The organism is Psychrobacillus sp. FSL K6-2843 (assembly GCF_038626375.1).
Classification (GTDB): Bacteria; Bacillota; Bacilli; order Bacillales_A; family Planococcaceae; genus Psychrobacillus; species Psychrobacillus faecigallinarum.
The window spans coordinates 869,455-894,058 of the sequence record NZ_CP152021.1; the positions used below are offsets into that span (position 1 = coordinate 869,455).

At 36.4% G+C, this 24,604-nt stretch carries 26 protein-coding genes and 1 pseudogene; 24 read left to right on the forward strand and 3 right to left on the reverse strand.

The window, feature by feature from the left end:
• Nucleotides 1-446 precede the first annotated feature (446 nt).
• The gene (locus tag MKY94_RS04335; protein ID WP_342578099.1) at nt 447-965 is read left to right on the forward strand and encodes a sigma-70 family RNA polymerase sigma factor; all 519 of its coding nucleotides are present in this window, start codon (nt 447-449) and stop codon (nt 963-965) included.
• On the forward strand, nt 958-1,749 hold the full coding sequence (locus MKY94_RS04340) for a hypothetical protein (RefSeq protein WP_342578100.1): 792 nt from the start codon (nt 958-960) through the stop codon (nt 1,747-1,749). The genes MKY94_RS04335 and MKY94_RS04340 overlap by 8 nt, the downstream gene beginning before the upstream one ends.
• 516 nt (nt 1,750-2,265) lie before the next feature.
• On the opposite strand, the gene MKY94_RS04345 is transcribed toward MKY94_RS04340, so the two are convergent.
• On the reverse strand, nt 2,266-2,754 hold the full coding sequence (locus MKY94_RS04345; protein ID WP_144537252.1) for a hypothetical protein: 489 nt from the start codon (nt 2,752-2,754) through the stop codon (nt 2,266-2,268).
• Nucleotides 2,755-3,105: 351 nt separating this feature from the next.
• On the opposite strand from MKY94_RS04345, the gene MKY94_RS04350 reads away from it, so the two are divergent.
• The 6 genes from MKY94_RS04350 (at nt 3,106) to MKY94_RS04375 (ending at nt 9,702) form a co-directional block, all read left to right on the forward strand.
• Nucleotides 3,106-4,410 (forward strand): extracellular solute-binding protein, encoded by a 1,305-nt coding sequence (locus MKY94_RS04350; RefSeq protein ID WP_144537254.1) that lies wholly within the window; start codon nt 3,106-3,108, stop codon nt 4,408-4,410.
• 80 nt (nt 4,411-4,490) lie between these two features.
• Nucleotides 4,491-5,435 (forward strand): sugar ABC transporter permease, encoded by a 945-nt coding sequence (locus tag MKY94_RS04355; protein WP_154311389.1) that lies wholly within the window; start codon nt 4,491-4,493, stop codon nt 5,433-5,435.
• On the forward strand, nt 5,435-6,277 hold the full coding sequence (locus tag MKY94_RS04360; protein WP_144537258.1) for a carbohydrate ABC transporter permease: 843 nt from the start codon (nt 5,435-5,437) through the stop codon (nt 6,275-6,277). The genes MKY94_RS04355 and MKY94_RS04360 overlap by 1 nt, the downstream gene beginning before the upstream one ends.
• 27 nt (nt 6,278-6,304) lie before the next feature.
• On the forward strand, nt 6,305-7,333 hold the full coding sequence (locus tag MKY94_RS04365; protein WP_144537260.1) for a LacI family DNA-binding transcriptional regulator: 1,029 nt from the start codon (nt 6,305-6,307) through the stop codon (nt 7,331-7,333).
• A gap of 4 nt (nt 7,334-7,337) precedes the next feature.
• Nucleotides 7,338-8,249, forward strand: a complete 912-nt coding sequence (locus MKY94_RS04370) for an ROK family protein (protein WP_151111153.1) — start codon at nt 7,338-7,340, stop codon at nt 8,247-8,249.
• Between the two features lie 13 nt (nt 8,250-8,262).
• A complete protein-coding gene (locus MKY94_RS04375; RefSeq protein ID WP_144537264.1) occupies nt 8,263-9,702 on the forward strand; it encodes a glycoside hydrolase family 1 protein in 1,440 nt (479 codons plus the stop codon).
• 22 nt (nt 9,703-9,724) lie between these two features.
• Here MKY94_RS04375 and MKY94_RS04380 read toward each other — a convergent pair.
• Nucleotides 9,725-9,838: pseudogene (locus tag MKY94_RS04380) on the reverse strand (IS3 family transposase); the annotation flags it as partial.
• A 182-nt stretch (nt 9,839-10,020) separates the two neighbouring features.
• Here MKY94_RS04380 and MKY94_RS04385 point away from each other — a divergent pair.
• The 16 genes from MKY94_RS04385 (at nt 10,021) to MKY94_RS04460 (ending at nt 22,924) form a co-directional block, all read left to right on the forward strand.
• Entirely contained in the window at nt 10,021-11,229 is a 1,209-nt protein-coding gene (locus tag MKY94_RS04385; RefSeq protein WP_191696595.1) for an amidohydrolase, read from the forward strand.
• 42 nt (nt 11,230-11,271) lie between these two features.
• The gene (locus tag MKY94_RS04390; RefSeq protein ID WP_144537268.1) at nt 11,272-12,819 is read left to right on the forward strand and encodes an ABC transporter substrate-binding protein; all 1,548 of its coding nucleotides are present in this window, start codon (nt 11,272-11,274) and stop codon (nt 12,817-12,819) included.
• Between the two features lie 110 nt (nt 12,820-12,929).
• A complete protein-coding gene (locus MKY94_RS04395) occupies nt 12,930-13,847 on the forward strand; it encodes an ABC transporter permease (RefSeq protein ID WP_191696594.1) in 918 nt (305 codons plus the stop codon).
• Nucleotides 13,848-13,883: 36 nt separating this feature from the next.
• The gene (locus MKY94_RS04400; RefSeq protein WP_144538221.1) at nt 13,884-14,759 is read left to right on the forward strand and encodes an ABC transporter permease; all 876 of its coding nucleotides are present in this window, start codon (nt 13,884-13,886) and stop codon (nt 14,757-14,759) included.
• Nucleotides 14,760-14,778: 19 nt separating this feature from the next.
• On the forward strand, nt 14,779-15,789 hold the full coding sequence (locus MKY94_RS04405; protein WP_342578101.1) for an ABC transporter ATP-binding protein: 1,011 nt from the start codon (nt 14,779-14,781) through the stop codon (nt 15,787-15,789).
• A complete protein-coding gene (locus MKY94_RS04410) occupies nt 15,761-16,798 on the forward strand; it encodes an oligopeptide/dipeptide ABC transporter ATP-binding protein (protein WP_144537274.1) in 1,038 nt (345 codons plus the stop codon). Before MKY94_RS04405 ends, MKY94_RS04410 begins: the two co-directional genes overlap by 29 nt.
• Complete coding sequence (locus MKY94_RS04415) at nt 16,785-17,921, forward strand: M20 family metallopeptidase (protein ID WP_342578102.1); 1,137 nt, start codon at nt 16,785-16,787, stop codon at nt 17,919-17,921. Before MKY94_RS04410 ends, MKY94_RS04415 begins: the two co-directional genes overlap by 14 nt.
• A gap of 545 nt (nt 17,922-18,466) precedes the next feature.
• Nucleotides 18,467-18,808 carry a hypothetical protein gene (locus MKY94_RS04420; RefSeq protein ID WP_144537278.1) on the forward strand — a complete coding sequence of 114 codons (342 nt, stop codon included), beginning with the start codon at nt 18,467-18,469 and terminating at the stop codon, nt 18,806-18,808.
• Nucleotides 18,809-18,884: 76 nt separating this feature from the next.
• Nucleotides 18,885-19,100: a hypothetical protein gene (locus MKY94_RS04425; protein ID WP_144537279.1), complete on the forward strand. Its 216-nt coding sequence runs from the start codon at nt 18,885-18,887 to the stop codon at nt 19,098-19,100.
• Between the two features lie 207 nt (nt 19,101-19,307).
• Nucleotides 19,308-20,165 carry an alpha/beta hydrolase gene (locus MKY94_RS04430; protein WP_151111143.1) on the forward strand — a complete coding sequence of 286 codons (858 nt, stop codon included), beginning with the start codon at nt 19,308-19,310 and terminating at the stop codon, nt 20,163-20,165.
• A gap of 386 nt (nt 20,166-20,551) precedes the next feature.
• The gene (locus tag MKY94_RS04435) at nt 20,552-21,040 is read left to right on the forward strand and encodes a hypothetical protein (protein ID WP_151111141.1); all 489 of its coding nucleotides are present in this window, start codon (nt 20,552-20,554) and stop codon (nt 21,038-21,040) included.
• Nucleotides 21,041-21,179: 139 nt separating this feature from the next.
• A complete protein-coding gene (locus tag MKY94_RS04440; RefSeq protein ID WP_225215883.1) occupies nt 21,180-21,347 on the forward strand; it encodes a hypothetical protein in 168 nt (55 codons plus the stop codon).
• Between the two features lie 26 nt (nt 21,348-21,373).
• Nucleotides 21,374-21,688 carry a GNAT family N-acetyltransferase gene (locus tag MKY94_RS04445; RefSeq protein ID WP_225215882.1) on the forward strand — a complete coding sequence of 105 codons (315 nt, stop codon included), beginning with the start codon at nt 21,374-21,376 and terminating at the stop codon, nt 21,686-21,688.
• Between the two features lie 257 nt (nt 21,689-21,945).
• Nucleotides 21,946-22,344 (forward strand): hypothetical protein, encoded by a 399-nt coding sequence (locus tag MKY94_RS04450; RefSeq protein ID WP_342578104.1) that lies wholly within the window; start codon nt 21,946-21,948, stop codon nt 22,342-22,344.
• Nucleotides 22,345-22,418: 74 nt separating this feature from the next.
• Nucleotides 22,419-22,589 (forward strand): hypothetical protein, encoded by a 171-nt coding sequence (locus tag MKY94_RS04455; protein ID WP_225321717.1) that lies wholly within the window; start codon nt 22,419-22,421, stop codon nt 22,587-22,589.
• A 26-nt stretch (nt 22,590-22,615) separates the two neighbouring features.
• Complete coding sequence (locus MKY94_RS04460) at nt 22,616-22,924, forward strand: hypothetical protein (RefSeq protein WP_340844207.1); 309 nt, start codon at nt 22,616-22,618, stop codon at nt 22,922-22,924.
• Between the two features lie 176 nt (nt 22,925-23,100).
• On the opposite strand, the gene MKY94_RS04465 is transcribed toward MKY94_RS04460, so the two are convergent.
• Nucleotides 23,101-24,480: a Glu/Leu/Phe/Val dehydrogenase gene (locus MKY94_RS04465; RefSeq protein ID WP_151111137.1), complete on the reverse strand. Its 1,380-nt coding sequence runs from the start codon at nt 24,478-24,480 to the stop codon at nt 23,101-23,103.
• Between the last annotated feature and the right edge of the window lie 124 nt (nt 24,481-24,604).

Below are 24,604 nucleotides of genomic sequence, written 5' to 3' on the forward strand. Positions count from 1 at the left end.
TGTTATTCATATCTTCGCTTGTTATGCGGGATCATCATGTCCCAACCAGCCTAATCATGTGTTAACAAGTAGAGGGTGAACTGTTTAGTTGTCGGGATCAAGTCCCACGAGTGCTTCCGTTCTACCCCGGCTACTATCAATCTATAAATTGAATAAAAAATAGTCAACCAGTTATCTGGCTGACCTTATAATACGAACGAGTGCTTTACTTCAAGAAGGAGTAAAGCCCTTTTTTATTAAAATAAAGCAGCAGGTTAGTTCAATAAGAAGGGTATCTTTTACGATATTGAATTAGTTGATGAATTCGAAAGAATACACTGTCATTTTGAACAATGATAACAAGTTTTATTCCAAGCCAATGTTAAAGGCTTGGAATTTTATTTTTATAAATAAAAATTAGACTTTCATGCTTTTTAATTCGTCTAATATGTAGAAAGGGGATGCTTATGAATCAACTTGAGGATGAAAGGTTTCGATCTATTATCAATGAACATAATGATTATTTACTTCAGCTAAGCTATCTCTACGTGAAGGATTGGAATACTGCAGAGGATGTTGTACAAGAGGTATTTATCAATTATTGGGTTAAGTCTGAGCAATTTCAAGCTCAAGCAAGTTTGAGAACGTATTTAACACGAATGGCAATTAATCGATGTAAAGATTATTTGAAGAGTTGGCGTTACAGGACACAAACATTAACCAATGTTTTTACAGATATTATTCGAACCAAAAATCAGCTTATTTTACAAGATGAACAATTGATTGTGGCAGAAGCGGTCTTATCCTTGCCTATTAAATTTCGAGAAGTAATTATTCTGTATTACTTTAATGAACTAACCATACAGAAAATCTCCTATACGTTAAATACGTCAGAAAGTACGATTAAGTATCGATTAAAAAAAGCGAAGGAACGATTGAAGGAAAAGCTATCTACTCAACAATGGGAGGTGTTTGTAAATGAATGAAATCAAACGACAATTAAAAATGAAAATCGGTGATACAACGCAACAACAGAGAAATGTAGTTCATAAAATTCAGCAACTATACCCAATTTCCCCCAAAAAGAGTAAATCATTATTACCTGTTGTATTAAGTATAGCTGTTTTCGCAGCAACACTTATTTTTGTTTTTTCTATAATTGGTGAAGAAAGTACGTTGAACCCTACTAATTCAGCAAATTTTCCTGACTCTATTACAATGATTGATTCAACAAGTGGTGAATTAGTGGAACTTAATTATCAGGAGTATAATGGTTTCTTGAATTACATATCAGAAAATAACTATGGCAAACGAGAAGATGTACTATCGACTTTAAAATATACACCCATAAAAAATGAGTTACCATCATATCTTGTAACATTTGATTGCGGAAAAACTGTTTGTGCTAGTGCGTATCTTACTTTAGATCAAAAGAGTACAATGGCTCCTTTAGGAGAAGGTATTCTTACAAGTGAACTAATCTATTCTCCAAATCAAGAAAATGTCATGTTTTTACTTTCAAATAGCGAAAAGACAAAACAACGAATTGTTGTCATTAATTTTGAATTTCGAGGCGAATCTAGAATTCCATCTTTACATCATGAATATTTTAGTAATTATAATTGGCCCATTACGAATGTTCATTGGCTTACTGACAATAAAATTAAAGTGACAGTTGCAGATTTAGAGGAATCGACAGACGTAATCATAAAAGAATGGGAACAAGACATAAATAGACCTACTAAGACTATTGAAGTGCCATTACCATAAATAAATTAATTATTAAAAAATCGTCTATATTTCGGTGTGTTGGACTAAACAATTGATTAATGGTGGCTTTGGAGATATTGTGAAGGTTTGTACTTAAAGTAACGGTGTGCTTTAGTAAAAAGGAAATCAAATTAAAATGAGCTTGGAGAAAATATCCCAGCTCATTTTTTGTGTCTTAAATCAACCTTTGCCTTTAACGTAGCTATATTAATTTAACTGAAGATGTCCTCTTTTATTTCTGAGATTATATACAGTTTTCACCTGAATAAAGAATTTTAGTTGTTTTGAGCGAAGGCGGCGAATCCTAGGGGACAAGCGCGTAGGAGATACTACAGGCTCGCTCCGTGTCCCCAGAAAAGCGTTCACTGTAGCGGAGAACACAGCCTCTTGAATTTCTAAGAAAGGTTTTGTCCTAGCCTTTCAACTTCATAAAATGTTCATACAAGGATTCTAAGCGTCTCTTAAAATAGCTAATCAGTGAGGTGCAAAGAACCCCGGGCACCTATATTCGTCCTTCTAACACCAAACAATAATTTTATACGGCGTGGTTTGGGCAGGAATGCTTCGGGTGGTGGGGCCATAGATTACAATTAGATTTCGGTTTGCTGGACTTTTTGTAAAAGCTTGCCCGTTTGTCAAAATTATGGGGGTATACGGTGAAATATTTAAGCTCAATTGACCATCGCTACTAACAAACTGGCTGTTAAAGAAGTCAACTTTTACAAATTGATTTGGATTATTTTTTACTATAACAAGTGCCTGATATTGTGGTGGAAAGATTAAAGGAACGGGTGCATTTCCATCATAGTATCCAGTAACCCAATCTCCAACCCCTACCATTTCTTGGTCTACAAAATAAGTAGAGGGTGATACTACAAAATTTACTAAAGCCCCGTTACCGTTGTCTACTGACATTAACGTATAACAACCATCTTCTCCATTTAACCCTGTTGCAAAATCACTTATCATAGTAACAATCCCATGAAAAGATTGGAAACTCACCATACTTTATCCCTCCAACGCTATTTAAGCATTTCCTTATACATGTTATGCATTTCTAAGACTTTGTGTTATCCGTCCTCAGTTATGGAAAGCGTTTTCTAAAAATATTAAGAAAATTCTTGATTTTATATCAATCTAGTTTTATAATTCAAATTGAAAGCGGTTTCACCTTCTAATAATCGCTCTTTTTCATCAAGTTTAGAAACCGGTTTCCGAAGTATGGTAAATAAGTTTAGTTTTTATGAGGAAAACAATATGGGAGGTGAATGATACAAAAATAATAACTTTCATTATTTTTGTTGAAGAATTACAACCTGTAAGAAAACATTAGTCAAAAAAATAGGGGGAATCAAATTGAAAGGTTTGAAAAAATTAAGTGCAATAGGCTTGTCAACAGTTCTTGCATTTTCATTGGCAGCTTGTAGTGGAACCGAAAAGGAATCGTCTAATAGCGAAAAAGGCGGAGACAAACAAGAACAAGTTACATTAAATTTTTGGACTTTTGGTGCTACTGGCTATGAAGACTTGGCGAAAGCATATGAAGAAGAAAACCCTAATGTGAAAATAAAAGTAAGAGCTGCTGAAACAGCAGAGCATCATGATGCATTATTTACGGCATTATCGGCTGGAAGCGGAGCTCCAGATATTACGATGTTAGAGATTGATCAATTAGACCGTTTTAAAGTAGCACAAGACCAATTTGAAAACCTCTATGATCTTGGTGCAAAAGATATTAAAGATCAATACCTGGATTGGAAATGGAACACAGGGGAGAATAATGCTGGGGATTTCTTAATCGGCTTACCAACAGATATTGGTCCTAAAGCTTTATACTATCGTACAGATGTATTTGAAGCAGCTGGGTTACCAACTGAACCTGAAGAAGTAACTAATTTAATAAGTACTCCAAAAGCATTTGAAGAAGCGGGTATAAAGGTGAAGGAAAAGACAGGAAAACCATTCGTAGATAGTATAGAAATGGCATTCAGAGCTTACTTAGACGCAGCTCAAGAAACCTTCCTTAATCCTGAGGGTGAATTACTACTAGAGCAAGATGAAAATGCTGTTAAAGCAGCATATGATTACGCTGTACATTTAAATGAGCTTGGAATTGTTGGGAAATTTGAAATGTGGTCACCGGAGTGGGCAAATGCTGTGAATAAAGGTGAATTTGCAGCAGAATTAGGAGCTGGTTGGTTAAAAGGTTGGATGGAAGGTAATGCACCGGAAGCTGTTGGCAAATGGAGAGTAGCTACTTTACCAACTGAATTTGCTGCAAACTGGGGCGGTTCTTTTATCTCCATTCCAAAGGAAACTAAAAATGCTGATGAAGCTTATAAATTCGCAGAATGGTTAATCTCTCCAGACAATCAATTGAAATCATTCCAAACAAAAGGATTATTCCCATCTGCACCAGCTGTTTATGATATGGATGCCTTCAAAAACAATGAAGATGAATTCTTTGGAGGACAATCGACAGCACCAGTATTTGCAAAAGCTGCCCAAGACATTAATGGAGCAGTTTATAAAGGAGAGAAATACTTCCCACTTTATCAGGAAGTGTTGAATGCCTTGAAGAATGTTCAATCTAAAGGAGCAGATCCAGAAAAAGAATGGACATCGGCAGTTAAACGTGCAAAAGATTTATTAAATCGCTAGATAAAAAGATTACTAGATATGAAGGTGGATGAGGGGTTAATGAGCTCCAATTCCACCTTTGATAGGGATGAGGTGAGTACATGAATACTGTAAGTAATAAGGAAAAGGTAAGAAAAAAAAGGTACATGTCTGAACAGAAAAAAGATATGGCTTCAGGCTATTTATATATAGCCCCTTTCTTTATTATTTTTGCTATTATTGGGTTATATCCAGCATTATTTAGTATTTATTTAGGGTTTCAAAAATGGAACGGATTAAGTCCTATGACATTTGTTGGCTTAGCTAATTTTAAAATAGTCTTAACCGATCCTCTTTTTTGGAAATCAGTTTACAATACAATCGTCATGGGAATCATGGGTACCGCCCCACAATTACTGTTCGGAATCATTTTTGCCTATTTGTTAAATCTTGCATTTCTTAAGTTTAAGAACTTCTTTAGAGTAACGATTTTTATGCCGTATATAACTTCCATGGTAGCTGTAGCTCTTATTTTCAGTGTGTTGTTTAGTGATCATGAATCTTCTTTAGCCAATTATGTGTTAAGTTTGGCGGGTCTAGATCCTGTGAACTGGAGCAGCTCTGAATGGGGAACGAAAATTGCCATATCGATTATGGTATTTTGGAGATGGGTAGGGTATAACACCATTATTTATCTTGCTGGTATTCAAAGTATTCCAAATGATTTGTATGAAGCTGCAACGATTGACGGAGCAAATAAATTTCAGCAGCTTATGTACATTACCATACCGATGCTTAAGCCATTTATCATCTTAACTGTATTCACATCGACTGTAGGGGCTTTGCAGTTATTTTCTGAACCAACTATCTTTTTAGGAACTAGTGCTTTCACAAGAGACGAAGGCATGACTATTGTGATGTATTTATATCGGGATGCCTTTAAATTACAATCTTTTGGAACAGCGTCAGCTACAGCTATTATATTATTAGTATTGATAACTGTTTTTGCTGCCATAAATACTTTCTTAACCTCAGGTATTGGCAGGAAGAAAAGAGGTGGAAACTAGTGAATAAATCGGAGAAGGGAAAAAAACCGTCCATTAGCAGAATCCTTGCTTATGTACTATTATCCATTGCATCGCTACTTTCGTTGTTTCCGTTTTATTGGATGTTTGTAATGGCAACAAGCCCTAGTTCTGCTTACAATTCCATTCCACCAACGGTTACACCAGGGAGCTTGTTAATAGAAAATTTTAATAAGGTCTTGGATAAAATCGATTTCTTTCAAGCAATGTGGAACTCATTTATTGTTTGTTCCATTGTCACCATTGTGGTTTTATTTATTAGTTCATTAGCTGGGTTTGCCTTTGCGAAGTTTAAGTTTCGAGGTAAAAATGTACTTTTTACAGCTATCCTCTTAACAATGATTATACCGCCGCAATTAGGGTTAATCCCACAATATTTCCTGATTTCTAAGGCAGGATTACTTGATACATTACCAGGTGTGATGGTATTGTTCTTCCTTAATCCTCTGGGGATTTTCCTGATGAGACAATATATTAGTCAATCTGTACCGGATGAGTTAATTGAAGCAGCAAAATTAGATGGGTGTTCCAACTTTAAAATTTATCGTAGTATTGTGCTTCCAATTATACTTCCGGCATTTGCAACTTTAGGGATAATTGTCTTCTCAGCTGCATGGGGCGAGTTTTTATGGCAATTTACCGTTTTAAGAGATCCAGAGATGTATACGATTCAAGTTGCTTTAGCCCAATTAAGTAATACACAATATGCAGATTTTGGCATGATCTTATCAGGTGTTTTTTGGGCAACTGTACCACTTTTGATTATTTTCCTATTGTTTAACCGCTTATTTATATCAAGTATTACTGAAGGATCTGTGAAATAAAGTAACGTGAAATAGAAGGGATTAGAGATGAATTTAACAATTAAAGATATAGCGCAAATGGCAGGTGTTTCCCCAGGGACTGTTTCAAAAGTCATCAACAACTATGAAGGCATTAGTGAGAAAACAAAGAAACAAGTAATGGATGTCATTAACCAAAAGGGTTATGAACCCAACTTTTCTGCAAGATCACTGGCAACAAAAAAGTCAAACCTAATCGGACTGATCTATGCTGGGAAGATTAATGTTGAAATGACACATCCTTATTTTAATGAGGTTATATCAGCTTTCAAAAAGAATATTGGTCTACTAGGTTATGATATTATCATGTTTTCAAATGAACGCTTTCAAACGGGGCATGGCAGCTATTTAGCAAGATGTCGACATTTTCATGTCGATGGCTGTATAGTGATTGCGGGTGAGGAAGTGGAAGAGGCTATCTATGATGTGGCAAAGGAAGGAATTCCGTGTATTGGGATTGATATTGAGTTAAAAGGTCCAAAATCTAGTTACATCATGACAGATAACGTGGATTTATCGAGAAAAGTGATCGAATTTTTTTATTTACATTCTGTAAGAAAGATTGGTTATATAGGCGGCAAATGGGATTCAGCTATTTCTCGTTATCGGAAACAAGGTTTCTATGAAGCCATGCAACAATTTGGTCTTGAAATACGTGGAGAATGGATTCAGTATGGTGACTTTCATGAAGAAAGCGGATATGAAGCGATGAAGAAAATACTTCGATGCAAAGAGTATCCTGAAGCTGTTTTTGCCACATCTGACTTGATGGCATTGGGTGCTCTAAGAGCGATAAAGGAAGAGGGACTTAGTGTTCCACAAGATATTCAAATTGTCGGGTGTGATGACATTGTAGCTTGCCGCTATAGCGAGCCGAAACTTACGACAGTAAAGCAGGATAAAGAAAAATTCGGGAAATTATCAGCTTATATGTTGAATGATTTGATAAATGGAGAAACACAATTAAAGCCAGTATTGATTGACTCAGAATTAATCATTAGGGAGTCGTGTGGAACGAAAAGGGTTGATAGGAGGTAATTGTGTGAATTACTACGCTGTTTTTGATGTTGGAGGTTCTTCTATTAAATATGCCCTTATGGATGAGGTAGGATTATTTATTGAAAAGTCCTCTGCTCCTACACCTGAGACTAGTCTTGAACTGTTTGTAGATACGGTAGAATCCATCGTGAAGAATTTTCAAAAAAGGTATGCATTAAAAGGTATCGCTATAAGTTTGCCTGGTGCAGTGAATGTAGAAACAGGACATATTGGTGGAGTCACAGCACTTCCGTATATCCATGGACCGAGTATAAAGGAACTTGTTCAGGAACGGACACATATACGTGTTGAAATTGAAAATGATGCTAATTGCGCTGGATTAGCAGAAGGATGGATTGGTGCTGCAAAGGATGTACAGGATTATATTTGTATTGTGATTGGCACCGGTATCGGAGGCGCGTTAGTTCTTGATAAAAAAATCCGGCATGGTAAGAATCGATTTGCTGGAGAATTTGGTTATATGATCATGGAGGATTATTTCGAAGAGCCAATAGGGAAAACATGGAGTACTTTAGCTGCAATCGGTGGATTGATCAACCAAGTGGCAAAACGAGAAGGAATGGATCCGAATTCCCTTACCGGCAAAACTGTGTTTGAATTGGCCGAAGATGGTAATAAAGAAATACGAGATGAAATAGAAAAATTTGTGAAGCGATTAGCAGTAGGGATTTATAATTTACAGTATGTAATTGATCCGGAGAAAATCTTGATAGGTGGAGCCATCAGTACTCGAGAAGGTTTCATTGATCAGATTAATGAAACCTTAAATCAAATGAAACACAATAAGGATAGCTTAACCATCCAAGTAGAAAGATGTCAGTTTGGTAACGATTCTAATTTAATCGGTGCTTTGTATCACTTCTTACAGAGACAATCGATGAATGTGAAAAGATAGGAGGATGAAAACAGTGATACATCAAACGCTTAAACCGTTTCCAAAGGATTTCTTATGGGGAGCAGCCTCTGCAGCCTATCAAGTGGAGGGTGCTTGGGATGAGGATGGAAAAGGTGCTTCAAACTGGGATAAGTTTGTTCGTATACCCGGTAAGACCTTTAAAGGGACAACCGGTGATGTTGCAGTAGACCACTACCATCGTTATAAGGAAGATGTTCGTTTGATGGCGGAAATGGGTATGAAAACCTATCGTTTCTCTGTTGCTTGGACACGTATTTTCCCCAATGGTAGAGGAGAAATCAATCAAAAAGGCTTGGAATTTTATGATCACTTAATCAATGAATTAAAGGTAAATAAGATTGAGCCGATTTTGACATTGTATCACTGGGATTTACCACAGGCACTTCAGGATGAATATGGAGGCTGGGAGTCTAGGAGAATTATAGAGGACTTCACGAATTATAGTGTTGAACTATTTAAACACTTTGGTGACCGTGTGAAATATTGGGTTAGCTTAAATGAACAAAATATTTTCACGAACCATGGCTACCATTTGGCGACACATCCACCAGGTATTAAAGATGAGAAGTTATTTTATCAAGTCAATCACCATGCGAATCTTGCGAATGCTAGTGTGATTAAGGAATTCCATAAATATATTCCCGATGGAAAAATTGGCCCAAGCTTTGCCTACTCACCTTCCTATGCCGCATCTTCTAGTCCAAAAGATATTATGGCAGCTGAAAATGCCGAAGAGCTCAATAGTCATTGGTGGATGGATACGTATGTATGGGGCAAGTATCCAGAAGTAGCATGGAATTACTTAGAGGAAAAAGGACTAGCTCCTTTAATTGAAAAAGGCGATTTTGATTTATTAAAAGAAGGTAAGCCAGACTTTATTGGTTTAAATTATTATCAGACAACAACTTTTGAAGAGAATCCCTTAGAAGGCGGTATTGGTTCATCGGAAATGAATACAACCGGTAAAAAAGGAACATCCAAGGATTCTGGAATACCAGGACTGTATAAAACAATTGCCAATCCAAACTTGGAAAGAACGAATTGGGATTGGAATATCGATCCTCAAGGGTTAAGAATTGCTCTACGTAGAATGACTAATCGTTACGGACTCCCTATTTTGATAAGTGAAAATGGGTTGGGGGAATATGACAAGTTAGATGCGGATGGAGTAGTTCAAGATGATTATCGGATTGAATATCTGCGTTCCCATATAATCGCCATTCAGGAGGCAATTTCCGACGGAGTAGATGTAATGGGTTATTGTGTCTGGTCCTTCACTGATTTGTTAAGTTGGCTAAACGGCTTCCAAAAACGCTATGGGTTAGTTTATGTAAATCAGCATGAAGAGGGTGTACATGATCTCCGTCGCATAAAGAAGAACAGCTATTATTGGTACAAAAAAGTCATCGAATCGAATGGCACCTCCTTGTAGTTGATGAAAATAGTAAGTAAAGTTACACAAATAATTTAACGACTTCTAAGATCTGAGTTCGGTATTCTACTGGATTTAGGTCTTTTAATTTTGCCTTCATTCGTTTGTGGTTTTAATACTCGATATATTCATCTAGTTTTCCTTGGGATTAATAAGATTACTTTCAAGAGAATCGCTTTAAAAAAAACAAAAAATGATGTCGAAAAATTGGGAAATTAGTCTTGACTAAAGAAATATTCTAAACTAGTATTAATACAATAATCAGAAAATACTTTTATTTCCGAATATTATATTAAATAAATTAAATAGGAGGATTAAATGAAACACAAAGTAGTAGAAGAAAACGTTTTGCTTAAAGAGGCACTTGACCTTAAGGATAATTTAATACAATGGCGTAGACATCTTCATGTGAATCCGGAACTATCATTTGAAGAATATGAAACTTCAAAGTTTGTTTTGGAAAATTTAAAAGAACTTGGTTTAGAAATTCAAGCACCAGTGGCGAAAACTGGAATAGTTGCTCTTCTACAAGGTACTCATCCAGGTCCGACTGTTGCTTTAAGAGCAGATATGGATGCACTTCCTATACAAGATGAAAAAAATGTTTTATACGCCTCGTCTGTTCCTGGGGTTGCACATTTATGTGGACATGACGCTCATACAGCCATTTTGTTGGGAGCAGCCAAATTACTAAGTAAACATAGACCCCAAAAAGGGAATATCAAATTTATATTTCAGCCAGCAGAGGAAGGTTTAGCAGGGGCCCTACATATGGTTCAGGAAGGGGTGCTTAACAATCCTGATGTAGATGTTATTGCCGGTTTGCATGTACATCCTACAGCAAACACAGGGTATATAACTGTTGCGAAAGATGTCGCAATGGCATGTGCGGATTCCTTTGACATAGAAGTGATTGGAGAGGGGGGGCATGCGGCTCATCCACATATGTCGATCGACTCGATAACGGTAGCAGCCGAAGTTATCTCTTCGTTACAGCAAATTGTGAGCCGATCAATCGACCCTCTAAAACCAGCTGTTTTGACAATAGGTAAAATAGAAGGTGGCTTTAAAAGAAATGTTATTGCACCGTCCGTCCGATTGGAAGGCACAGTTAGAGTCTTAGATCCTTCGTTAAGAGAGGTCATTTCTCAAAGAATGGAAAGATATATTAAAGGTGTCTGTGAAGGGATGGGGGCTAGTTATAAATTTGATTATCAATTTGGCTATCCTTCCGTTAAAAATGACAATACATTGATCCCATTATTAGATTCAGTTGCTGAGAAAATATTGGGCGCCAGTACGCTTTCAATTGTGAATCCGAGCATGGGGGGAGAGGATTTTGCTTACTATGCTGAGAAAGTGCCAGGTATTTTCTTTAGATTGGGTACTTACAATGAAACAAAAGATTGTATCTATCCAAATCACCATCCAAAATTTGATATTGATGAAGATGCACTGCCGTATGGCTCTGCTTTATTGGCCCAATTCGCTCTTGATTACATAGAGAATAATTCAACCGAACAATAAGTATTTGATTCATGAAAAATATATAGATAAAGGGGTATGAGTATGAGGAAATGGGTAGGGTTAGCTAGTTCTATACTTTTGACAGTGGGCTTGTTGGCAGCCTGTAATGGAGAGGAATCTTCCACTTCGACGCCAAAAAAAGAGGATGATAGAACATTAACGATTGCAATGGGAACGGACATGGTAACATTTGACGTTCATAATCATGTAAATACTTCCACAGAAGCAATTCACGTGAATATGTTTAACTATTTGTTTAAACGAGATAACGAAACTGGAGAGATTTTACCAGACTTAGCAGAAGGTTATGAAAAAATAGATGATAAGACTTGGGAAGTGAAACTAAAAGAAGGCGTTACTTTCCATAACGGCGAAACTTTAGATTCTGAGGATGTTAAATTCTCACTTGAACGTGTTGCACATGATTCAACACTTCTTGATCACATTAACTATAACTCTATTAAAGAGGTACAAGTTATTGATGAACTTACAATCCGTATTATTACAAATGAACCAGATCCAGCTTTGCTAAATAGAATTTCAAGAATTGCATCTAGTATCCTTCCTTCCGAATATATTGAAGAAAATGGAATGGATTATTTCTTGGAAAATCCAGTTGGGACAGGACCATTTAAGTTTTCCAAATGGGTACGCGACGATAGAATTGTCCTAGAAGTATATGATGATTATTTTGAAGGAAAAAATGAAGAATGGGACGAAGTGGTGTTCCGTGTAATCCCGGAAAACTCTACACGTGTCTCTGAGCTACTAACAGGTGGAGTTGATATTGCAACAAACATGCCTCCAAGTGAGTGGAAACGTATTGAGGATAACGATGGCACCCATTTATCACAAGGAACTTCTAACCGGACAATGATGATATTTTTGCGTTCAACTGAAGGATATCCAACTTCTGATCCTCGAGTTAGAGAAGCTTTGGACTTGGCAATTGATAACAAGGCAATAACGGATAATTTATTAAATGGCGCAGGAATACCTACCATTACACGAGTAGCGCCAGGAAACTTTGGTTTTGCTGAAGATCTTTATGACACCTATAACTATGATGTAGAAAAAGCAAAAAAATTATTGGCAGAAGCAGGCTATCCTGATGGCTTTGAAATGACCTTCCATTCTCCAAAAGGACGTTATTTACAGGATGCTGAAATAGCTGAGATGGTTGCCGGAATGTGGACTGCGATTGGGGTAAAAGCAAATGTAGAATTCATGGAGTGGAGTAGTTTCGTTGAACTTCGTAATTCAGGCAAAAATAAGGATGCTTATTTACTAGCTTTGGGTAACTCTATGTTTGATGCTGCGAATGCATTAGATTGGTATAACTACGAAAGATTTAAAGGACAAATTGATTATTACAATGAAGAAGTAGAGGGATTATTGGCAGCTGCTGCTCAAAATATGGACCCAGAAGAAAGAGCACAGCAATATATTAAAGCACAACATTTATTAGCTGAAGACACAGCTCACATTGTTTTACATCAAGAATCTATTAACGTAGGTGTGAGTGATGCAATTGATTATACTCCTACAATGGATGAAATAATTTACGTGGATTCCATTAATAAAAAGTAGGTACGGTTATCGGTAGGGAGAGCTTGCTCTTCCTTCCTTTACTATTTGGTTGTGTAAAAAAATAGTAGGTTACAATAAATCATTTCAAAATATGTGTGAGGTGACAATTGATGAACAATTACTTTGTAAGGCGAATACTACAAATAATACCTGTTTTATTAATCATTTCATTTATTGTCTTTTCACTAGTCTTTATCGCGGGAGACCCAGTTGCATTAATGCTCCCTGATGACGCATCCCAGGAAGATGTGGAGCTATTAAGAGAATCCTTAGGTTTAAACGAAGCCTTTATCGTTCAATACACTACATACCTTATGAACCTTGTACAAGGTGACTTTGGAGAATCCTACCGTTATGGTCAGGACGCTATGGAAATCGTCCTTGAGCGTCTCCCCGCAACACTTGAACTAGGTATCGCAGCGCTTATAATCGCAATTGTTGTATCGATTCCACTTGGTATTTGGTCTGCTACAAAACAAAACTCTAGTCTAGACTTAGTGGCGACGGGTGCGGCTGTCATAGGAAAAGCAATGCCGAACTTTTGGTTGGGTATCATGTTGATTTTATTGTTTTCTGTCACTTTAAGTTTCTTCCCGGTTTCAGGAAGAGGGACGCTGTTACATTTGGTTCTCCCTTCCATAACTCTTGCTACTGGGATAGCTGCGGAAATGACACGACTCATCCGGTCTAGCATGATTGAAACCTTGAATCAGGATTACGTACGGACAGCGAAGAGTAAAGGTTTAAAGGATAGAATCGTAGTTTATAAGCATGCTTTCCGAAATTCACTTATTCCTGTCATAACCATTACTGCATTACAAACCTCCACTTTGGTTGGGGGGACATTGATTACTGAAACTGTCTTTTCATGGCCGGGTTTAGGTCAATTATTAATACAGGCTGTAAATACGCGTGATATGGCAATTGTTCAAGCCAGTGTATTTGTCATTGCAACACTCGTAATTCTTATGAATCTAGTAGCAGATATTCTTTACCGACTATTAGATCCACGGATTAAATATAGCTAGGGGGAAGTTAAGTTGACCCAATCACAGACAATAAGCATGACACAAAACAAACCCTCTTCTTTTAAAAGGTGGAGTAGATTATTACTTAGAAGTAAGACAGGCACAGTAGGATTCTTTATCGTTTTCTTTGTTTTCTTAGTGGCCATTTTTGCACCACTACTAGCACCACATGATCCCGCTGCTATTAATGCGGCTAATATGCTAAAGCCTCCTTTCTGGATGGAAGGTGGTAGTACTGCAAATCTATTGGGAACGGATAACCTTGGTAGGGATATTCTTAGTCGGATTATCTATGGTTCTCAAATTTCCTTATTAGTAGGTATTACCTCTGTCGTTGTTGCGGGAATTATCGGTGTTACTATTGGTTTGATAGCAGGGTATTATGGTGGTTTTATCGACAATGTGTTAATGCGCCTTGTAGATTCCTTCCTAGCAATACCAACTATTCTTTTTGCGCTAGTAATACTTAGTGTTTTTGGACCAAGTGTTATTACTCTTATTTTCGTTCTGGGTGCTACGAATTGGGTAAACTATGCACGGCTTGTACGTGGCGAAGTGCTAACTATAAAGGAACGTGATTTTGTAAGAGCTGCCCGTTCAATTGGAGTAAAAAACAATAAGATAATTATTCGTCATTTACTACCGAATGTTATTTCCTCTTTTATCGTAATTTCTACGTTAAGTGTGGCAACAACGATCATTCTTGAAGCATCACTTAGCTTTTTGGGGCTTGGTGTTCAACCACCGACTGTTTCATGGGGGTCTATTTTGAGTGATGGAAGAGATTATTTAGCCACAAGTTGGTGGCTTGCGACTTTTCCGGGTCTAGCCATTACAGTAACAGTTCTAGGAATAATATTCTTGGGTGATTGGTTAAGAGATGTTCTAGATCCTCGCTCTATCAAAAAATAATCTTAAGGAGGAATCCCTAATGGCGGAAGAAGTACTGAATGTAAAAAACCTCAAAACTTATTTCCATACTGAAAATGGGATTGTTCCCTCAGTCGATGACGTTTCAATTAGGATAAAAAAAGGAGAGACATTAGCTATAGTAGGTGAATCGGGATCAGGGAAAAGCGTGACGTCCCTATCCATTATGCGTTTAATTGACTCTCCTGGAAAAATTCAGGATGGACAGATTTTGTTTAAAGGAAGAGACATTGTTCCTATCTCGATGAAAGAGATGCGTAACCTTCGTGGTAATGAGATTGCGATGATTTTCCAAGAGCCTCTTACTTCTTTGAATCCAGTTTTCACCATAGGAAATCAAATGGCAGAATCCATTATGTTACACCAAAAGAAGGGTAAGAAAGAAGCACGAAAGCTCAGTATTGAAATGCTGAAAAAAGTAGGAATACCAAGAGCGGAAAAAGTAATTGATTCATTTCCACATTCATTAAGTGGAGGTATGAGACAACGTGTAATGATTGCAATGGCACTCTCCTGTAATCCTGAATTATTGATTGCAGATGAGCCAACTACTGCTCTTGATGTAACAATCCAGGCTCAAATTCTTAAATTAATGAAGGGGTTAATTACGGAGTTTGATACTTCTATTTTGTTAATCACCCATGACCTAGGTGTAGTGGCTGAAATGGCAGACCGTGTAGTTGTTATGTATGCAGGTCAAGTAGTGGAGGAAACGGATGTATTTACATTATTTAGAGAACCTAAACACCCGTATACGAAAGGGCTGATGGACAGTACGCCTAAGATTCATGAATTAAAAGATGAATTAACCTCAATACCTGGAACTGTTCCAAATCCGTTAAATTATCCAAAAGGTTGTCGTTTTATGGATCGCTGTCCATATGCTATGCAAAAGTGTGCAGAAGCTCAACCAAAACTTGAAGAAATTTTGACAAATCACAAGGTCAGATGCTGGCTTCATGAAGAAAAGGTGGTTGATTTGTATGAAACAAAATCATTTGCTGGAAGTTAGAGGATTGAAAAAAGCATTTGATATATCTGAAGGTTTCTTAAAAAGAAAAAAACAGTTTCTTTATGCAGTCGATGGCTTGGACTTTTATGTGGACGAAGGAGAAACGCTTGGTATAGTAGGTGAATCAGGATGTGGAAAGTCAACTACAGGAAACTTGATTGGTCATTTACTTGATGCAACGGAAGGAGAAATTCTTTTTGAGGGAGAAGATTTGACTAAGCTAAAAGGAGAGGCTTTAAGAAAGAAACGAGCAGATATCCAAATGGTTTTTCAGGATCCTTTCTCTTCTTTAAATCCACGTATGCGAGTTTTTGATTTGATAGCCGAACCGTTGAGAACTCATAAATCTTTCAATAAAAAAGAACTCTCTGAACGAGTAATGGAACTGATGGATCTAGTTGGTTTAAACCGTTCTTATGTCAATCGATATCCACATGAATTTAGCGGGGGACAGAGGCAAAGAATCGGAATTGCCCGTGCTATTTCCTTAAATCCAAAGTTGATCGTATGTGATGAACCAGTTTCTGCACTTGATGTATCAATTCAATCCCAAATATTAAACTTACTATCTAAATTACAAAAGGAACTAAATCTAACTTTCATTTTTATCGGACATGGATTACCAGCTGTAAAGCATATCAGTGACAGAATTGCTGTGATGTATCTCGGTAAAATAGTGGAGCTGACGACAAAAGAAAAGTTGTTTCTACATCCGATGCATCCTTATACAGAAGGTCTATTGTCCGCTGTGCCAGTTCCGGATCCTCTTCAACGAAACATTGAGGGAAGACAACTTCTGGAAGGCGATATCCCGAGTCCAGCCAATCCACCACCTGGGTGCAATTTCCATACGAGATGCCCTTATGCTCAGCAAATATGCAGTAAAAACGAACCTGTATTTGAGGAGAAATCACCAGGTCAATTTGTAGCATGTCATTTTCCTCTTAAGGATGGAAAAGGAATTATCAATGAAGAGAAAGTGATGGTAGATACTCATGGACTATCTTAAAAAAAAACTTGAACCAATGCTTAACCTCATTGAAAAATTAGTGAACATCGATAGTGGTTCAACAAATAAAGTTGGAGTCGATAAGATTGGAAAAATACTTATAGAAGAATATAAACAAATGGATTTTACTATAGAAGTTAAAGAAAACAAAGACTTTGGGAATAATATCCTAATTAAGCATAAAGAAGCTATGAAGCCTGAAATTCTGCTTATTGCTCATATGGATACTGTATTTCCGATTGGAACAGCAGCAGAAAGGCCGTTTACTATTAAAAATGGCCTTGCCTTTGGTCCAGGAGTGGCTGATATGAAAGCAAGTCAGGTTACATTATTGTATGCTATGAAATATTTGTACGAGAAAAAAGATGCGGCAATGAAAAACGTCATCATTATATTAAATAGTGATGAGGAAATAGGTTCACCTACTTCAAGGGAGCTCATTGAGGAAATTTCAAAAAATGTTAAATATGCATTGGTTATGGAACCTGCCCGTAAAGATGGATCGATTGTGTCCTCGAGAAGAGGGGGAGGCAGGTATACGTTGCATGTACACGGAAAATCTGCACATTCAGGAGTAGCTCCAGAAGAAGGCAGAAGCGCTATTGAGGAACTTGCGTATAAAACGATAAAACTTAATCATTTAACTGACCACGAACAAGGAATATCAGTAAGTGTAGGCATAGTTGAAGGTGGAGACGCGGTAAATATGATACCAGATAGCGCCACTGGATATGTGGATGTACGCGTTGAGAGTGATGAGCAAAGTTTAGAAATCGCAAAGAAAATCGAAAGTATTTGTTCAGTACCAGATGTACCAGGGACAACAATTGACTTAGAAGGCGGAATTACTCGCCCACCAATGGAACCTGATGAAAAGAACCAGAAATTACTAGAGATAGTTAAGGAAGTCGGGAATTCCTTTGGCTTGATAGTAACGGATTCTCATACGGGTGGAGGATCAGATGCATCATTTCCCTCTCACCTTGGCGTAGCAACTATAGATGGTGTAGGACCGATTGGCGGAAAACTGCACAATGAAGGTGAATACCTTGAAATAGACTCACTGACTGAAAGGTGTTTTCTGTTAGCCGAAACAGTATCTAAACTATCAGAAAGCAATTAGCAAATAATCATGTTTAAATTTATGTACACAATGCAAAATCTCTATTAGTATACGATCTACAAAGATTAATCGGATTAGAACTATTTACTAAATTACATAGTGGTGCGTAAACCTAAAGAAAAATAAACCTTGCAACCTTAGAGCGAGTGTTACTTGTAGAACCTAACTTGCTTTATAATTACTACACAACATGTGATAGTAGCGAAACATGATACTTAGCGAGATGAGCAAGACACTACAAGCAACGCGTGGAGGCAACATATTATCATCCCACGGAATTCAACCATCTATAGTTCGTTTTTATGTATATAATTCATTAAAAGCCGAGGAGGATTTATTCGCTCGGCTTTTTAGATTTTTAAGGCTATGTTTAAGGCTAGGGTTGTTTTTTCGTGAATCGATTTAGTTTGTGAAATGTTACACTTAAACTAACGGTGCAGGTTTAGTTTAATAAGAAGGTATATATGAAATGAATCGAAATAGTCAATAAAAGAGAGTTATTTTATATTATAATTAATTTATTAATTGGGGAAAGAGGTAAGAAAATGAAAAAAAATATGTTAATAGCGATTGCATTTACTTTAGTAGCGATGTTTACGTTCAGCATCACTTCAGAAGCTTCATCCACAAAAGTAATGTGGGGTAAAACGGAACTTAAAGCAGGGCAGATTGGTAAAGTAACACTTTACGGAGATATGGGAACATTTAAGACAGATGGCTCTAGAGGAAAAGTGTTACCAGCGGGTGGTGAGTACCGTGTCTATTCATTCCGTAAAGATATTTTCGGAGGAGAATACGGCTTAGGCGGCGGATTGTTTGTCCATATGTACGGTCCTTTGGAGTACAAAACACCTTCTAAGGCTAAGTTAGCATTACTTAATAAGTAATAATTCAATAGATTAAAAGAAATAGAAGGATAGATATTATACAATGTAGTCCAGTTTTAAGCTGGGCTATTTTTTTATGGAGGAAAAAATGTGTTTAGTGAATGCAAGGATAGTACAACGACAAGAAATTCATGAGATTGGTATGTCAATGGTTGAAGTGACAGGTTCTCAAACAAAATTAGGCGATGGTGTACAACATAATCAAGATATTTATCTCAATAAGAAAGATGGTAGTTTATTTGTAATCAGTATAGATGGACCAGTCGAACGGGGGGGTAAGTTATACCAATGAGGGATAGTATAGACCTCTTTGTTCAACTAACGGGTGCTTTGGTAATATATGGCCATCATTTCGATGGTCTATTTTTATGTGCAATATATTAAGTTGATCTCAGAATATGCATTGTGAAATGTTACACTTAAACTAACGGGGCAGGTTTAGTTGAAGAAGGAAAGATCTAAAGAACAATATAGAATCAAGAATAGTAGGAGGTAAAACATGGCTAATGAATTAAAGGGACCAATAGATTTTGTTAATATCAAAGGACAAAAACTGCATGTCAATATTATTGGTGACGGAGAAGTTATCGTCTTCCTTCATGGTGGTCCTGGAAGTGAGCATCGTTTTTTTCTTCCTCACGTTTTACCATTAGCCCAAAAGTTCAAACTTGTTTTATATGATCAAAGGGGTTGCGGTAAATCAGAACACGCTAAAAGTAATACATACTCCATGATGGATGAAGTAAAGACATTAGAATTATTGCGCAAAGAATTGAAGTTGGAAAAAATGAACCTTTTCGGAGAGTCTTGGGGTTCTATGCTTGCCTTGCTTTATGCAACTACCTACCCGGAAAGAGTTAATAAAATACTTCTAACAGCTGCTATAGGAGTTTCGGCAAAAGGATATAAAAGCTTTGAAAAAGAACTTTTGAAAAAAATCTCCTTGAAGGATAAAATAAATCTTTTTAAGGCAGATAGAAAAATGAAAAAAGGTTCTGGATCCTATGAAGATATTTTAAATATTTTAGACCCATACTACGTATTTTCAGTCGATACATTAAAAAGGAAAGAGAAGTCCAGTATGAATAGTTATGTCAATCAATTAATAGGAGAAGATATTGAAAAGAACTATGACTTAAAAAGCGAAATCTATAAATTATCTGAAATACCAATTCTAGTCGCACAGGGAAGTCATGATATTATTACACCTGCAAAAATTAAAGAGTTATTAATAAAGTACGTACCACATGCAAAATTAATTGAAATTGAAAATTGCGGTCATTGGACTGTTGTAGAAAAGCCAGACAAAATGAATACGATAGCAGAAAATTTTTTCAGCCCCAGCTTGTTCAACTAACGGTTGCTTTAGCAGAACAATGATAAACAACTACAAAGGAGTGAGCATATGATTTATGCCTTTATATACATAGGATGGCTTTTAATGCCTATCTAGTGCATTATATTTTGTTTGAATTTGGTTTCTATATTGAAAAAGGTAAAACACGAAGAAAAAACTACGGTCAATACAGTTTGGCTTACAATATCGTTTACTCTAATTATGTGGAGCATTGCAATGACAGCAGCAGCAGGCATTAATTAAGCTAACGGGTGCTTTACTTCAAGATGGAGTAGAGCCTTTTTTCTTATCGAAACAATGACGGAGTTTAGTTGAAGAAGGAATTCGAATATAAAATAAAGAATAAGTAATAATTAAAAAATGGAGATTGTTAAGAGGGAGATGTAATGAAAAAATCATTATTCATTTTTATATTGATGTTACTTACTTTTACGACTGGGTGCAGTTCTACCACTCCGACTAATCCTTACACTGGGCGTGTTTTGAACATTGGTATCATTGGAAATTCACCTACTATAATAGAAAATAAGACGGTAAATTTTGTTCCGATTACTTTTGAAGATTTATCTAACGACAATTATAAAAACTATGATGCTGTCTTTATCATGAAAGAACAATTAGCAGAAGCCTCTAACGATAATTATTCAAAAATTTATGCTGAATTACAGAAACCAATAATATTCATTGGAACCGATTCATTGACCCCCTTCATCTCGGAAGCTATTGACTATCGTCCAAAGGATTTTCAAGAAGGATTGTTGTATTCAGTTGGGTTAATTGAAGGAACTGAATATGGCTTTGGATTATATAACGATAAAGAAAATGAAGCAACGATAAAACTTTTTTATTCTGACCTTTTTAGATTGATAGAGTAAAACAGGTAAAGTTAAAGGGAATTTCCTTCTTCCACTAACGGGTGCTTAGTAAAATGAAGAGCTGGTAGTACAGCTCTCATTTCTTGTTCAACTAAAGACGCAGTTTAGTTGAACAAAGAAATCTATTGGGGATAGTAGAATGAATACTAAAGACAACAATATACGCTCCATAAAAATTAGAAATTTAAGAATAGATGACTATGAAGTTGTTTTAAATTGGAGTAAGGATGACATTTTTGTTCAGCGAATGGCTGGGAGAAAAATAGAAGTGAAGAAGAATTGTATAGATAGTGGCTTCATTGTATAAGTAATGAATCTGAAGACTTTGTTCGAATGGGAATAGAATTGAAAGAAAGGTTAGTTGGGTATGCAGATTTAGCCTGTATTAAAGATAATGCAGCTGAATTAGGTATTGCAATTGGTGAGAGTACATTATGGGGAAAAGGAATTGGGACTAATTCTATTCTATGTATGATGGATTACGCTTCTATAAACTTAGGAATTACAATTTTTAATGCAGAAACCCACGAAGAGAATATTCGCTCCAGAAAAATGCTTGAGAAAATAGGATTTATAGAGATAAGCAGGATTGGCAATGAAGAATACTTAGGAACGGAAAACCAACTAATACAATATAGATATAAATAAATATACTTCTATTTCTTATTGAACTAACGGGTGTTTTGCAAAATATGACCATCTTTTCGATGGTCCATTTTTATGTCCAAAATATTAGGTTGATCCTAAATATGCATTGTGAAATGTTACACTTAAACTACGGAGCAGGTTAGTTGAACAAGGAAAGAGGAAAATAAAAGGAGGAAGTGATGGAAACTAAAATGTTGTATTATAAAATATTCGAAAAGAAAGTAGAACCTGTCGATTATGTTAATTGGTCTACCTAAATGTCAGAAAATAGTGATACATCTACATCACTAAATATACTTTCTTCCCTAAGAGAAACTCTAAATATTTTTGAGGTAGAAGATTATTTTCATAGGGCAGTAAGAGAATTAAGTATGGAAGAACCCACACAGGATGAGTGTTCTAAGTATTACTTCTGGTATTTGCTAAAACAAATAATAGATAATGAATCTATTGCAATTAACTATGCATATGAAATTTACCAAGTAGTTCGTGAAGAATTTGTTAGCGAAGAATTAAATGTATGGTATGAGATCAGTGAAATGATAGACGACTATCGATATGGTGATAATGTAGAGGGAATTACAAGAGAATCTCTAATTACAACCATTGTAAAAGAAGCGGAAAAACAATTAAATTGTAACTTCTTATTGAACTAACGCGTGCTTTAGCAAAATATGATCATTATATAAAATTTTATTATGGTAAATGACAAGGAGTTTGGATAAGTATTATGGACAATAATTCATTAAGATTTGCAATAGAAAATGAAAAGTTTGATGAAGCAGAAATCATTTTAGAAGAAATTAGCAGAAGTAAGGACATTCAAGCAATTCCTTTACTTATTGAATATTTACAAAGAACTGAAAATCCTTTATTAAGAAACGAAACTCTATTGCTTTAACGTTAAGTGATATTGGGAACGAAGAAGTGGTACAACCGTTAATAGATGTTATTAATGACCCAAAAACTTTAGGTTATAGAGGAACACTATTATACGCACTAGAACCATTCGATTGTTCAGCACATTTAGAAACACTAATTTACCATTTGATAAATGGAAACTTTGAAGTACAAGCACAAGCATATCAATTGATAGAATCAATTAAAGGTGAAATATCAGATGAAGTTTTATTGAACTGTATTATAGAGGTAAAAGAAGAGTTAAATGATAAAGAAAGACAAATGGAGATATTATCAGATACGATAGAAACTTTGTGTACTTTTAAGAAAAAATAATTAAGCCTTTTTCACTATTGGTGCTTACATAAAGAAAGTAGAAATGCTTTGGTGTCTTCTATTTCTTATTCAACTAACGCGTGCTTTAATAAAAAGGAAATCAAATTAAAATGAGCTTGGAGAAAATATCCCAGCTCATTTTTTGTGTCTTACATCTACCTTTAACATAGCCATTTTTAATAAAGCTTCCCTTGTCTATACAGCACAGTAGATAAGCGAATAACCGCATGGATATAGCAATTTTGGCGAAGTGGTAAAGGATCTCCAAAATATAATGGCAGTAATGTATCCATTGTATTTTTCATTTTCGCTAGAAGCTGGTTGTACACTTCTTCCTCTGAGTAAAACTGTGTTTCGCGTCCCTGAAGCCATTCTAAATAAGAAACAATTACCCCGCCGGCATTTGCTAAAATGTCTGGAATAATGATGACACCTTTTTTGCTCAAGTAGTCGTCTGCTTCCTTAGTAGTTGGGGCATTCGCTCCTTCTACGATAATTCGAGCCTTAATATCAGCTTTATTGGAGTCATTCAATTGATTTTCTAGTGCTGCAAGGAATAAAACATCTACGCCCATTGTAAGAATTTCTTCTCTGCTTAATATAGACGCGGTGACTCCTGTCTCTTTTAGCTGCTCCTCTGAAGTCGGAAGGTCGCCTTTGTTCTCGGATGAAAATTGTGCAAGAGCCTGAATATCCAGCCCATCTGAATTATATAGAGTGACATTACGATCACTTACTGCAACGACCTTGTTTTGAAGATGTGTACAGCGAGAAGCCTCAAGTGCTGTAACTGAACCAACATTACCGAATCCTTGCACCGCAATTGTTAAAGGGCGGTTGGAATATTCCAGTGCCGTTTTGGCAAAAGGGTTTTCAGAGCTTTCTAATTTTTGCGCATGTTCCTTTACATAATTACTTAACATGTAGCGGAAGGTGAAGTAAACTCCCTTGCCAGTAGCCTCTCTACGGCCTAAAGATCCACCATTTGCAATACTTTTTCCTGTAAAACTGCCCAAGTAGGGTTGTCCTTGGTTAATCTTTTTGTACTCTGCCATCATCCAATCCATCTCTCGTTCACCGGAACCAACGTCTGGTGCTGGAATATCACGGTCAGGACCGAGGACATCGTTAAAATAGCGAACATATTTTATGCAAATACGATGTAACTCCTTGTCGGTAAAGTTTTTAGGATTGATGACGATTCCACCTTTTCCTCCACCGAAGGGTACATTATGAAGTGCATTTTTTAGCGTCATTAGAAATGCCAAATTAATAACCTCTAACTCATTAACCGACTCATGAAAACGAATACCACCCTTATACGGACCAAGGGCATCATTATGATGCACACGATAAGAGGGAATCCGAACAATTTCTCCGCTTTCCAGCGGAACACGCAGGAAAGACTTATGTATCTGATTCGGTGTAGATAGAATTGCATTCAATGAAGTAAATGCCTTTGTCCGCATCTCTCCTTGTAAATCAGGCAAAAAGGTCTCGTTCTCCAATAATGCATTTAGCGACTGCTTTACAATTGATATTGTTTGTTCTTCCACTTATTTCAGCACCTCCGTAAATATAGTTCATCGGAGTTAGTTATACCCTAAACTGCTGGGAAAAAACGTAGGGAAGTTCATTAAATTTTGATAAATTCATATCCGAATGGACAAGACAAAAGGG